Annotated in this window: 11 protein-coding genes and 1 pseudogene; 8 read left to right on the plus strand and 4 right to left on the minus strand. The window is 44.0% G+C overall.

The features are described from left to right. Positions 1 to 209: 209 nt before the first annotated feature. The 8 genes from QUA38_RS09410 (at position 210) to QUA38_RS09445 (ending at position 7,391) form a co-directional block, all read left to right on the plus strand. Complete coding sequence (locus QUA38_RS09410; protein WP_333161127.1) at positions 210 to 1,079, plus strand: phosphotransferase; 870 nt, start codon at positions 210 to 212, stop codon at positions 1,077 to 1,079. Positions 1,080 to 1,303: 224 nt separating this feature from the next. Next, positions 1,304 to 1,489, plus strand: a complete 186-nt coding sequence (locus QUA38_RS09415) for a GrpB family protein (RefSeq protein ID WP_333161147.1) — start codon at positions 1,304 to 1,306, stop codon at positions 1,487 to 1,489. A 14-nt stretch (positions 1,490 to 1,503) separates the two neighbouring features. Then, a complete protein-coding gene (locus QUA38_RS09420; protein ID WP_333161129.1) occupies positions 1,504 to 1,719 on the plus strand; it encodes a hypothetical protein in 216 nt (71 codons plus the stop codon). 35 nt (positions 1,720 to 1,754) lie between these two features. Next, positions 1,755 to 2,747 (plus strand): ABC transporter substrate-binding protein, encoded by a 993-nt coding sequence (locus QUA38_RS09425; RefSeq protein ID WP_333161131.1) that lies wholly within the window; start codon positions 1,755 to 1,757, stop codon positions 2,745 to 2,747. Continuing rightward, on the plus strand, positions 2,744 to 3,736 hold the full coding sequence (locus QUA38_RS09430; RefSeq protein WP_333161133.1) for an ABC transporter substrate-binding protein: 993 nt from the start codon (positions 2,744 to 2,746) through the stop codon (positions 3,734 to 3,736). Before QUA38_RS09425 ends, QUA38_RS09430 begins: the two co-directional genes overlap by 4 nt. After that, positions 3,733 to 4,719, plus strand: a complete 987-nt coding sequence (locus QUA38_RS09435; protein WP_333161135.1) for an ABC transporter substrate-binding protein — start codon at positions 3,733 to 3,735, stop codon at positions 4,717 to 4,719. The genes QUA38_RS09430 and QUA38_RS09435 overlap by 4 nt, the downstream gene beginning before the upstream one ends. After that, on the plus strand, positions 4,716 to 6,812 hold the full coding sequence (locus tag QUA38_RS09440) for a SpoIIE family protein phosphatase (protein ID WP_333161137.1): 2,097 nt from the start codon (positions 4,716 to 4,718) through the stop codon (positions 6,810 to 6,812). The genes QUA38_RS09435 and QUA38_RS09440 overlap by 4 nt, the downstream gene beginning before the upstream one ends. Positions 6,813 to 6,836: 24 nt before the next feature. Beyond that, positions 6,837 to 7,391, plus strand: coding sequence for a helix-turn-helix domain-containing protein (locus QUA38_RS09445; protein ID WP_333161139.1), 555 nt, complete (start codon positions 6,837 to 6,839; stop codon positions 7,389 to 7,391). 111 nt (positions 7,392 to 7,502) lie between these two features. Here the strand turns inward: QUA38_RS09445 and QUA38_RS09450 are convergent. The 4 genes and pseudogenes from QUA38_RS09450 to QUA38_RS09465 all read right to left on the minus strand — a co-directional run. Further along, a pseudogene (locus QUA38_RS09450) lies at positions 7,503 to 7,701 on the minus strand (IS701 family transposase); the annotation flags it as partial. Between the two features lie 42 nt (positions 7,702 to 7,743). After that, complete coding sequence (locus QUA38_RS09455; protein WP_333161141.1) at positions 7,744 to 8,757, minus strand: poly(ethylene terephthalate) hydrolase family protein; 1,014 nt, start codon at positions 8,755 to 8,757, stop codon at positions 7,744 to 7,746. 221 nt (positions 8,758 to 8,978) lie between these two features. Beyond that, positions 8,979 to 10,355, minus strand: coding sequence for a response regulator (locus tag QUA38_RS09460; protein ID WP_333161143.1), 1,377 nt, complete (start codon positions 10,353 to 10,355; stop codon positions 8,979 to 8,981). Beyond that, positions 10,352 to 12,753, minus strand: a 2,402-nt coding sequence (locus tag QUA38_RS09465; RefSeq protein ID WP_333161145.1) for a PAS domain S-box protein, incomplete at its 5' end; no start/stop codon positions are given. The genes QUA38_RS09465 and QUA38_RS09460, both read right to left, overlap by 4 nt.

A 12,753-nucleotide genomic window follows, 5' to 3' on the forward strand; every position in this document is an offset into this window, starting at 1 on the left:
TGGGTAATACAGACCGAAAAGCCTGTGATGGACACAGAACTCGTAAAAATTCTTTACCAAACAAAGATTGTATCGCGGAAGCTCCCTCGTGCTCTCTGCGTTGCGAGTGTGAGCTTGTGTATTACAGTATAATACAAAAAAGTAGGTTCGCAGTTGCGCGTTGACTCGCCGGCTGCGGGCAACTGCGAACCAGTTTTAATGTGCCGCTTATGCCATCCACAGAATTCGATCGCCCCGCACTTACAGCCCGCGCCGTCGCAGCATCGGTGTCTGTTGCCTCTGCTGCGGGCATTCGCGTAAACGACCCCCACGTGCTTGCTGACGCCTATTCCGTGCGAGTTCACCTGAAACCTGCACCCATTGTGGCTCGGATCGCTACCCTAACCCCCGTAGTACGATCGCCCGTCGAGTCTTGGTTGGCCCGCGAACTCTCTGTCGCCGCCTTTCTGGCTGCCAAAGGCGCTCCTGTAGTCCCTCCCAGCGATTTTTTACCCCCGGTACCCCACCATTACGACGGTTTGACGATGAGCTTCTGGCGCTACTTTGAACCAATCTCTGATGCTTTGCCCGATGGGGCGACAGTCGGACGAATGCAAGCTGAACTGCACGCGGTTCTGCGCGATTACCCGGGCGATTTGCCGCTGCTGCCGCCCCTCAACGATATTCCGCGCGGGCTAGAAAGGCTCGAACAGCTTGGCAATATTCTGCCGGAAAGTGACATGAGGCTGCTGCAAACAAATTACGATCGCCTGCTGAGGCAGTTAAGCAATTCAGTCAGCGTGTTGCAGCCGCTGCACGGGGATGCCCATGCCTTAAATTTAATTCCAACTGCGAAAGGATTGCTGTGGAACGATTTTGAGGACACTTGCACCGGTTCGATCGCCTGGGACTTGATTAACCTCAACGATGAGGGGATAGCCACTTATCCGAATGCGCTCGACTTTGCCACCCTGGAACCGTACCGTAAAATGCGGCACCTACACGCGATCGTTTGGGTATACGCGATGTCACCCGAGTTCCCCGACTGGCTCGAATCTGCTAAAACCATGCTCGATAACTTGCACATACTTAAGTCCTAATCATTATTGTGGAACAGGCTAGGGAAGCCTGTTCCTGAATATGCTGCCACTTTAAAAACCCCGATTCAAATTGAGTTTTGGTAAAAACTATTTCGCTTTTATATTTTATATTTTCGGGTGCGCCGATGGAGCTGATAAAATAGTAACGGTCGTGTCAAACAATATTTAGCTAACAGGAGAAAATTCTGTCTTTACCTCACTTTAAAAACTTCCGAAAAGTACAAATAGTTCACCATGCTCCAGCAGGGCGAATTACCTTGCTTAAACAGTCAAAACAGATTGCATTAGCAATGGGAGAAAAGGCTATCACCGTTCACCATATCGGTAGCACAGCGATTCCGAGCATTTATGCAGAACCGATTATTGATTTATTAATTGAGGTCAAAGACTTTGCTAAAGTAGAAAGTTAAACCAATAATTCGCCATGACTGACTCGCTAAGTGCCTACAAACAGCAGATTCTCAATGACTTCAACAACCGCCCCGACTACGAGAATAAATTTCACAAACAGGCTGCAAGTCGGTTAGTAGAATTGGCAAAAGTGCGATCGGGCAAGCTTGTTATAGATATAACCACCGGAACAGGTTTAGCGGCGATTGCGGAGGATGCACTTAGGTCGATCGGACTCAAGAAAATATGAGTCGCCTTTTCTACACCAGGAATGCTCTAGATAGTATGTCTAAACTACTCAATTACATCTGTATATTTATTATTACCTGCTGGCTCCTGTTTGCTTGTCATTCTTCGGAATCTATAAAAGTAAAACGTCCTCCTCTGAAAGTATCTTGTGTTCCTTTTGTTGGCTATACACCTCTGATCATTGCTCAAGAGAAAGGATTCTTTAAAGCGCAAGGGGTAGAGGTGGAACTCAGCTATTTAGACTACTCACAATTGCAAGACGCGGATTTCAGTGCCGGGAAGTATGATGCGATCGGATTGACATTGGGGGATTTGGTGATCTTGAGCGCCACCAATCCTGATATGCAAGCTGTAATGGTTGTGGATGAATCGACAGGTGCAGATGTGGTAGTCGCGCAATCGGACATTCAAACAATTCTTAACTTGAAAGGAAAAAAGCTTGGTGTACATCTAGGCAGCTTTAGTGAAGTTTTCGTTACGGAGATGTTGAAAACCTCTAAACTGACGAGCGATGATGTTAGCCTGGTTAAAGCCGAGGCTTTAGAAGTTCCAGATCGCTTACAAAACAATGCTATCCAAGCAGGACACACTTGGGAACCGTATCTTTCTGAAGCATTAAAATTAGGCGCACATATCCTGTTTAGCAGCAAACAAACCCCAGGCTTAATTTTGGATTTGGTCGCGTTTCGGGGTGAGGTGATACGCGATCGCCCCGAAGAGATTCGCGCCTTTGTGCGAGGCTGGCTTCAAGGCTTGTCTTATTGGGAAACAAATATTCCCGAAGGAAACGCGATCGTGAGCAAAGCATTGAATATTCCCAGCAATACAATCTCTTTCAAGGGACTCGACCTCACGGATCTGGCTGAAAATCAAAAGTTTTTTCAATCAGACAGTCCTAATTATATCTCGAAAACCGCCCAGAAATATGCGGACTTTTTTATTCGCACGGGCAATGTGACGCGCCTTCCCAATCTAAAAACCTTGTTCAATTCTTCTTTCTTAACCCCCCCTCCTAGCCTGAAACCATGAAGCGCTCGTTTTTGAACAGCATCTTTATTATTATTACCTGCTGGCTGCTGTTGGCTTGTCATTCTCCGGAATCTATAAAAGTAAAACGTCCTCCCCTGAAAGTAAGTTGTATCTCTTTTGTTAGCCATAGACCTGGCATCATTGCTCAAGAGAAAGGATTTTTCAAAGCGCAAGGGATAGACGTAGAACTGAGCTATGCAGACTACTTACAATTGCAACAAGCAGATTTCAGTGCAGGGAAGTATGATGGGATCGGATTAACCTTGGGAGATTTTATGATCTTGAGTGCCACAAATCCTGATATGCAAGCTGTGATGGTTGTGTCTGAATCGACAGGTGCAGATGTGGTAGTCGCGCAATCTGACATTCAAACAATTCTTAACTTGAAAGGAAAAAAGCTTGGTGCAAATCTCGGCGGCTTTAGCGAAGTCTTCGTTAGTGAGATGTTGAAAATTTCTAAGCTGACGAGCGATGATGTTAGGCTGGTTAAAGTTGATGGTTTAGAAGTTCCAGATCGCTTACAAAACAATGCCATCCAAGCAGGCCACACTTGGGAACCGCATCTTTCTGAAGCATTAAAATTAGGCGCGCATATCCTCTTTACCAGCAAACAAACCCCAGGCTTAATTTTGGATTTGGTCGCGTTCCGGGGTGAGGTGATACGCGATCGTCCCGAAGATATTCGCGCCTTTGTGCGAGGCTGGCTTCAAGGCTTGTCATATTGGGAAGCCAATATTCCCGAAGGAAACGAGATCCTCAGCAAAGCGTTCAATATTCCCATCAAGACAATCTCTTTCGACGGAATAGACCTCACTGACTTTGCAGAAAATCAAAACTTCTTTCAATCAGACAGTCCTAATTATATCTCCAAAACCGCCACGAAATATGCGGACTTTTTTATTCGCACGGGCAATGTGACGCGCCTTCCCAATCTAGAAACCTTGTTCAATTCTTCTTTCTTAACCCCCCCTCCTAGCCTGAAACCATGAAGCGCTCATTTTTCAACAGCCTCTTTATTATTACCTGCTGCCTGCTGTTGGCTTGTCATTCTTCGCAACCTTTAAAAGTAAAACGTCCTCCCCTGAAAGTAAGTTTTGTCCCTTTTGTTGGCTATATACCTGTCGTCATTGCTCAAAAGAAAGGATTCTTCAAAGCGCAAGGGATAGACGTGGAACTGAGCAATGTAGACTACTCTATGCAACAAGCGGATTTCAGTGCAGGGAAGTACGATGGGATCGGATTGCCCTTGGGCAATTTGATTATCTTGAGTGCCACAAATCCTGATATACAAGCTGTGATGGTTGTGGATGAATCGACAGGTGCAGATGTGGTAGTCGCGGAATCGGATATTCAAACAATTATTAACTTAAAAGGAAAAAAGCTTGGTGCAAATCTAGGCGGCTTTAGCGAAGTCTTCGTTACAGAGATGTTGAAAACCTCTAAGCTGACGAGCGATGATGTTAGGCTGGTTAAAGTCGATGCTTTAGAAGTTCCAGATCGTCTACAAAACAAGGCTATCCAAGCAGGACACACTTGGGACCCTTATCTTTCTGAATCATTAAAATTAGGCGCAAAAATTTTGTTTACAAGCAAACAAACCCCAGGCTTAATTTTGGATTTGGTCGCGTTTCGGGGTGAGGTGATACGCGATCGCCCCGAAGATATTCGCGCCTTTGTTCGAGGCTGGCTTCAAGCCTTGTCATATTGGGAAACAAATATTCCCGAAGGAAACGAGATCGCGAGCAAAGTGTTGAATATTCCCAGCAACAAAATCTCTTTCGACGGAATAGACCTCACTGACTTTGCAGAAAATCAAAACTTCTTTCAATCAGACAGTCCTAATTATATCTACAAAAACGCCAAAAAATATGCGGACTTTTTTATTCGCGCTGGCAATGTGACGCGCCTTCCCAATCTAGAAACATTGTTCAATTCTTCTTTCTTAACCCCCCCTCCTAGCCTGAAACCATGAAGCGCTCATTTTTCAACAGCATTCGTACAAAGTTAATCGTGTCGTTTCTCCTCGTTGCTCTAATTCCGTTGCTGCTGTTAGCATTTATCAACAAGCAGACAACTCAAAAGGCATTGACCGACAACGCACGACAAGCCCTATCTGCGGCGGCTAACGAAACCGCTTACAGAATAGATGGGTTTATCGATGGGAATCTCAATGCAGTGCGCGTAGAAGCGATTTTACCAGGTTTGGCCGCCTATCTGGGCCTACCTCCAGAACGGCGAAATGGTAGTCCCCAAGAGATGTTAGCGACTGAAACCTTAACCCGGCTCAGTCGCAAAGATATGCTTAATATTATCTCCTATGCCTTGCTCAACTTAAAGGGACGGAATGTACTAGATACGAATACACCGGATGTTGGACGAGATGAATCCAGTCAAGATTACTTCCAAGAACCGCTCAAAACTCAACTATCTTTTGTTTCTAGTATTAGGCAATCGCCGACAATTCCCAACCTCGTGACGCTCTTCTTTAGCAGTCCTGTTCGCGATGCGAAAGGAAATATATTGGGTGTATTGCGGGTGACATACAATGCCACATCTGTGCAGCAGTTGGTGACTAGGGAAACTGAACGTGCAGGTGCGAAATCGTTAGCAGTTCTTTTAGATGAACACTATATCCATCTGGCACATAGCACTACACCTGAACTCCTTTTTAAATCGATTGTGCCTTTGTCACCCAATGTTGTAACGAAACTGCAACGCGAAGGACGTTTGCCTAAGACTCTAACCAAAGAACTTGCAATCAATTTGCCCGACCTCAAGCAAGCATTAGACACTAAACAGCCCTATCTAACCACACGATTGGCAACTACGGGTAATAATGAGTTGAGTCTCTTAGCGATCGCCCACCTGAAATATAAACCTTGGTCAGTTCTTTTCGCACAGCCTATTGCCGTTGCCCTAGCACCTGTAGAAAAACAAATACGCGATGCACTTCTTTTATTAGCAATCATCACCACAATTGTAACTATCCTCGCTTTGGCGATCGCACAACTATTAACAAAGCCTTTGATTTACCTCACCGAAGCGGTTGCCCAGTTTACGGCGGGTCACTTAGATATGCGTGTGAAGATGCGATCGCGAGACGAAATCGGTCTGCTGGCACGATCGTTCAACAGCATGGCGAGGCAACTCCAAGAATCCTTTGAAACCCTCGAAGACAAAGTTCAAGAACGAACAGCAGAACTCGCTAATGCTAATCAGGAAATCATTACCCTCAACGAAAAACTCAAAGTAGACAACCTCCGCTTAGGTGCAGAAGTGAATGTGGCCCGTCAGATCCAGCAAATGATTTTGCCCAACCCTGATGAACTGGAAATTGACGGACTAGATATCGCCGGATACATGGAACCCGCTGATGAAGTAGGAGGCGACTACTACGACGTGCTACAGATCGATGGTGTTGTCACACTGGCGATCGGTGATGTCACCGGACATGGCCTGGAAAGCGGCATTCTGATGCTGATGGCGCAAACCTCAGTTCGCACCCTGCAAGAGATTCGTGAACTAGACCCCGTTCGATTCCTGGATGTACTCAACCGTACCCTCTACAAAAACGTACAGCGCATGAATTCTGAGAAAAGTCTGACACTGGCGATTTTGAGCTACTCCGAAGGACTGATTAGTATCAGCGGTCAGCATGAAGAAACGCTAGTTGTGCGAAAAAATGGAGATGTTGAGCGCATCGACACGATGGAGTTAGGCTTCCCGATCGCTTTAGATGATGATATCGCAGGCTTCATCAGTCACATCCTGATTGAGCTAGAACCTGGAGATGGCGTGGTGCTATATACTGATGGCATTCCAGAAGCCTATAACATCGCCAAAAAGCAGTATGGACTGAAGCAATTGTGTGAAGTGATTAGTCAAAATTGGCACAAGTCTGCAGCAGAAGTTAAGGATGCGGTGATTGTAGATGTACGGCAACATATCGGTAAGCAGAAAGTGTTTGATGATATTACGTTGCTAGTCTTTAAGCGACAGGCTGAGGTTACTGAAAAGGGAAATTTAGTAAATACAATTATTTCCCCAAACGAAATGCTAAAATGAAGAACCAAGTTTGAGGAATACTTTATGAAAGTAAACTACAAAGAAAGAATTGATTTAACAGCAGACGAGTTAAAAATAATTCTGTCCGAGCAGCGAATTCTACCTAATAAACAAAAAATTCAGGCACTTTATTTGTTAAAAACAGGAGCGAGTCAAAGCCTTACAGATGTAGCTGAACGTTTAGGTGTACATAGAATTACTGTACATAGATGGTTAAAACAATATAGTGCTGGCGGTCTGTCAGAACTGTTAGAAATACGGCAAGCAACTGGTAGACCAAGAGTAATTCCTTCAGCGGTAATAGCCGGAATATCAGAAAAATTAAGTGAAAAGTCATGTGATTTTAAGACATATAAAGAAATTGGTCAATGGGTAGAAGAGAACTATCAAGTATCAGTCAAATATCAAACATTACACAAGCAAGTACACTATCGCATGAAAACCAATTTAAAGGAACCAAAGCTGGTGAGTAATGAAAAAGCTCAGGAGGTAGCCATTGAGTTTAAAAAAGATTCAAAAAACTTGCTCAAAAACGATAGCTTAGGGGTAGGACTCATACAGCTTATAGAACCCATTTGAACTCTAAGAGGCTGAGAGCAGTTTCACCATCAGCCTAATAAAACAAAGATTAACCTTGGCAGTCGAATTAACCAGGGTGATCTCAAAATTCTTAATGGAATTAAAGAATTTTTAAGCCCAAATAAAGCTAAAATAGGCTTTAGATGAAGCAAATACTTCCCTGTTGGCTTGCAGCCAGTACCCAAATCTATAAGATATAGCTGTTCTCAAAGCTGATAACGCAGAGTGTAAATGTCGTTAAAGGTTGGTTAGCCCATCGTTGTCTCAGTCCCCCAGTGAAGTGATGCCCAATAATAAAACTGTAGGCACACTATCTATTAGCCTTAATCTATCTGACATTTTTTAGGTGGAGCTACTTAGAAGATGGTTTGGGAACTGCAACGGTGGTAACGCGGACATTCGGATCGAGGGCGTCACCTTGAGAGTAAATATAATCAAATGCCGATCGATCTTTAAGCATATTTGCCCGCAAAAACAGGGCGCTCCAACGGGCGATCGTTTCAATACCCAGGGCTCGCTCTAAGGTAGCAGTATTGCGATCGGGCATCGCACCAGCGGGGTTATTAACATCGGTAATACCGAAGTGATTTGCACCCATAACAGTAATCAAAGCTTTGGGTGGTGTTTGAATTTGGTCAAAAGTGCTTTGAGATCGATCGGGCAGGGCGACACCATCGATCTCGCCTTGAATCAACGCCACTGCAATGCCATCATTAGCGATGGGTACAAATTCATTAGCAATGGGATTCCGCAAGTTAGCTCCAAAAAATGCACCCGCTAATAGTTCTTTCGGGCGCGTAAATGGCTCTTGACACAAATACAATTCTGGGAGACATTTGTTAGCAATCACCGATAACCCCACTGCACCCCCAAAAGAATGACCCAATAAACCAAGGCGCTGCGTATCGATAACAGACGCAATCGGAGATGTGGGGTTTGTGTTTTCGATCGCCATTTGCGACAAAACCGCCGCAATTTGCGAAGTTTCCGAGGCCAAATTAGGCGGTAAAGTGGGATTAAATGGCGAAGGCCGCAAATGGTTCGGAACGACTACCACAAAGCCGTACCGCGCCACGTGGCTAGCGTAATCTGAATAAAATGATTTATCTACAAGCGCACCTTGCAATAAAAGTACAATGGGGAAAGAGTAATTACCCGAATTAATATCAGATGGTTTAGGATAATAAATGTCAGCTAAATCGTTATTAGCAGATATCATCGTACTGTAAAAGCTGGTTTCTTTAAATTGCGGTGCATAACCGATTGTTGTGGCAAAGACTTTGCTAGCAAGGACAACAAACGCAGCAATTGCACAAACAACTGCTAGGGTTTTTGCCGAAAAAAAATGAGGGTGGAAATTCATCATTATTGTGGGTTGGAGAGTGCGTGCATAAGCTACGCAAAAAAACAAGTCGGTGACCGTTGGCAGTTTAAGGAGCGTTGCCGGAAAATATTTCGGACTCTGTGGCTAAGAGTATCAACTTGTGATTAATAGAAATTTGTCTCAAAATTACAAATACACTGACTCATAAATAAACAAGATTCCTGATTTTACACCATGTTTGACTACTTTTAATTTAGTGTGGCTTATAATCCGCCTAAATCTCCTTCAAAAAAACGTTTTGTAGAGTGGTAAATCGGAATTTCGATGGCGAATGTCGCCCCTTGATCCGGTATCGAAACACAACGAAGTTGCCCGCCGTGCTCGCCCACTATAATAGCATAGCTAATCGATAACCCCAAACCCTTTCCTTGGCCCACTTGCTTCGTTGTAAAAAAGGGTTCAAAAATGCGTTGTTGAATCTCTTCTTTTATGCCCGGCCCATTATCAGTAATATAAATACCCACTTGAAAATCGGAGAGTAACCTCGTGCAAATAGTAATAGTAGGGATGTGGCTGCTATCATCTGCCTCTTTTTCCCAACTTTTTTGTGACTGCAACGCATCAATCGCATTGCTCATGACGTTCATAAAAACCTGATTCATTTGCCCCGCATAACATTCTATCTTTGGCAGATCCTCATACTCTTTTACCACTTTAATTATCCTTTGCTCTACTTCATCTTTCAGCCGATGATGCAAAATCATCAGCGTACTTTCAATTCCTTCATGAATATCCACCGCCTTCAACTCAGCTTGATCGAGGCGGGAAAAATTCCGCAACGATTGCACTATTTCTCCGATTCGGTCAGCTCCTATGCTCATAGAAGCAATTAACTTCGGCAAGTCATTCCTGAGAAAAGCGAAATCGATTGCCTCCAGTTGTTCCTGGATAGCTGCTGTGGGATTGGGAAAATCTTCTGTGTAGAGTTGCACCAGTCTCAGCAAATCTTCAGTGTACTCCCTTACGGGCGAGAGGTTCCCTTTAATGAAGCTAATCGGGTTGTTAATTTCGTGAGCTACCCCTGCTACGACATTCCCTAAACTTGACATTTTCTCGCTTTGGATAAGTTGAGCTTGTGCATTTTGTAACTGTTGTAGAGCCAGCTCTAGTTGTTGGGATTTCTTCCGCTCTTTAGCCTCGGACTCCTGCAATCTTGCATTTTGATCGTACAATTTTTTTTGCAAACGCTGAATAGTTAGTTGATTTTCGACACGAGCTAAAACTTCTTCTAAATGAAATGGCTTGGTGATGTAGTCTACTCCTCCCACAGCAAAGGCTGTGACTTTATCCAATACTTGATCTAGGGCGCTCAAGAAAATAACTGGGATACCCGAAGTTCGGCTATCCGCTTTTAGGTGTTGGCAAACTTCATAGCCGTTCATCTGGGGCATCGTGATGTCCAGCAAAATCAAATCTGGCGGGGTTGAACGCGCTGCTTTTAATGCCATTTCCCCGTTTATTACGCCCCGAACTTTATATCCTTTGTCGCTCAACATAGTGGATAAAAGACGTAGGTTGTCAGGGGTATCATCAACCACTAAAAGATTGGCAACATGAGATTCTAATTGCTGGCTGTTCATGGAATAATTGTTTCTGTTAAGGCAGTAATTTTATCAAATCGAAAATTATGAATCCAATCGGTGAGAACCTCCGCAGAAGAAGTATCGGATTCAGGGATTGTGGCGACTAAACTTAAAATCAGGTCGGCCTCAGCATCGATAGATCCTTGATGTAACTTTCTCAACCACTCCGTAGGCATTTTTGTCAAAGTTGCCCTTAAAATTTCTGTTTTTTCTCCTTCTCTTACACTCAAGTCTTGACCCCCAAGCTGAGATAATGTAACATTCGGGAAATCTTCATAGATATACTGTACCCCTAAATGTTCAGCCATTTTGGCAAAAATAACTTCTTCTTGGAAAGGCTTGCTTACAAAATCGTCACAGCCTGATGATAAAACAATGGCTCGCTCTTCCTCAAAAGCGCTAGCGGTCAACGCAACAATCGGGGTAGCCTCATCTTTAATCTTGGCTTTAATTTGTCTGGTAGCCTCATACCCGTCTATCACAGGCATTTGCATATCCATCCAAATTAGGTGAGGTTTCCAAGTTTCCCAGATTCTAATAGCTTCTTGACCATTTACTGCTTCGCGCACCTCCAAGCCAAGCGGTTGGAGAAGATGAACCAATAGCAAACGGCTCTCCCATTTATCATCAACCACCAAGATGCGATATGAGGGTTGGTTGGGTTCTAAACCAATTACCCGCTTTCTTGATTGTCGAGGTTGAACTTTAGCCATCTCAGGGGAGCTAATTTGGATATCAAAACTAAAAATTGTTCCTCGATTCAAGGTACTGCTGACAGTAATGTCTCCTCCCATCAGTTGTACGAATTGTCGGCTGATGGGTAAACCCAACCCCGTTCCTTCTTGAGATTTCCGACCCGCGTCCGTTTGTACAAAAGGCTCAAACAAAGAATCTACATCAGTAGGAGCAATACCGTGACCCGTGTCTTCCACTTCAAACGTAATAGTCCGTGGTTCGTTGTCTTTTGGGGACTTTTGTTTCTCACTAATTGCTGCAACCCGAAGTGTCACACTTCCCTTCGTAGTAAACTTGATCGCATTTCCTAGCAAATTAATTAAGACTTGACGCAATTTGCTTTCGTCAGTTTTTACATACTGAGGAATATTAGAATTGATGTGCCAACTGAGCTGTAAATCTTTAGAATCAGCTTTGAGTTTGAGCATTTCTTCGAGAGAATGGAGCAAATGATACAGGTCAAAGCTAGTAAGATTTAATGTAATCCGACCTGCCTCAATTTTAGACATTTCCAGAACGTCATTAATCAGCGTCAGCAAATGCTCGCCAGAACGACTAATGATGGCGATCTGTTCCTGCTGTATGTGAGAAAGGGATGGGTCGCGTCCCAGCACTTGGGTAAAGCCGAGAATTGCATTGAGGGGAGTTCGCAATTCGTGACTCATTTTTGATAAAAATTCGCTTTTAGCCTTATTAGCCGCATCTGCAACTTCTTTGGCTTGTTGTAAGGCTGCCTCTGCTTTTTTGTCCTCCGTAATATCGCTGGCTGTGCCAGTTATTCCTAGAATATTTCCCTCGGAATCCCGCACTACAATTGAATTAAACCGGAGATTGATAGGTCTGCTGTCTTTAGCTAATTGTATAGTTTCATACTGAAATACGGACTCTCCATTCAACATACGTTGGAATATCTCGTTATCTTTGGGAAGTTGTTCAGGTATCTGAAACTCACTGAATTTTCGCCCTATCATTTCTTCAGGGCTGTAGCCAAAAATCTGTTGGACGGCAGCGTTGACGAAGGTATAACGCCCTTCAACATCAACTGACCAAATCATATCCTGCGATGTTTCCACTAAGTCACGGTATTTAGCCTCGCTTTCTTTGAGCGCTTCTTCTACCCTTTGACGATCGGTAATGTCGTTAGTGACTAAGAGAATACACGCTTCTCTACCCAGCTCAATAATATCTGCTGATACCAGCATCTTCCTCACCTCGCTTGAAGAAGTACGACAATCAAATTCCTGATTGCGAACCACTCCTGATTCTTGCAATAGCTGTTTGTATCTGTCACCTTCTTCTAAATTAAGCCAAAGATTCAAATCAATTGCTGTCAAACCAATTACCTGTTCGCGAGAGTAATTAAAAGTGCTGAGGAAACTGTCGTTCACTTCAATGTAGCGTCCATCTGCAAACCGGGCGATCGCGATCGGGTTAGGACTGGAACGAAAGGCTTTAGAAAACTTTTCCTCCGACTTGCCCAAGGCTATTTCTGTCTGCATTCTGACAGCCATTTCCTGTTCCAATTCTTGCGTTCTTTCTATAACCTTACGTTCCAGCGTTCGCGAGTATTCCCCTAATTGATCGTAAAGTTGAGCATTCTCAATGGAAATAGCAATTTGGGAAGATAAAAGTTTTAACAATTCTAGGCGATCGGTAGTAA

The sequence above is a fragment of the Microcoleus sp. Pol12B4 genome (genome assembly GCF_036701385.1).
GTDB lineage: Bacteria > Cyanobacteriota > Cyanobacteriia > Cyanobacteriales > Microcoleaceae > Microcoleus.

Excerpts from the sequence above, each read along its gene's own strand:
- QUA38_RS09420 (WP_333161129.1), top strand. The coding sequence starts at position 1,504 with ATGACTGACTCGCTAAGTGCCTACAAACAGCAGATTCTCAATGACTTC.
- QUA38_RS09460 (WP_333161143.1), bottom strand. The coding sequence starts at position 10,355 with ATGAACAGCCAGCAATTAGAATCTCATGTTGCCAATCTTTTAGTGGTT.
- QUA38_RS09435 (WP_333161135.1), top strand. The coding sequence starts at position 3,733 with ATGAAGCGCTCATTTTTCAACAGCCTCTTTATTATTACCTGCTGCCTG.
- QUA38_RS09445 (WP_333161139.1), top strand. The coding sequence starts at position 6,837 with ATGAAAGTAAACTACAAAGAAAGAATTGATTTAACAGCAGACGAGTTA.
- QUA38_RS09440 (WP_333161137.1), top strand. The coding sequence starts at position 4,716 with ATGAAGCGCTCATTTTTCAACAGCATTCGTACAAAGTTAATCGTGTCG.
- QUA38_RS09430 (WP_333161133.1), top strand. The coding sequence starts at position 2,744 with ATGAAGCGCTCGTTTTTGAACAGCATCTTTATTATTATTACCTGCTGG.
- QUA38_RS09425 (WP_333161131.1), top strand. The coding sequence starts at position 1,755 with ATGTCTAAACTACTCAATTACATCTGTATATTTATTATTACCTGCTGG.
- QUA38_RS09410 (WP_333161127.1), top strand. The coding sequence starts at position 210 with ATGCCATCCACAGAATTCGATCGCCCCGCACTTACAGCCCGCGCCGTC.
- QUA38_RS09455 (WP_333161141.1), bottom strand. The coding sequence starts at position 8,757 with ATGATGAATTTCCACCCTCATTTTTTTTCGGCAAAAACCCTAGCAGTT.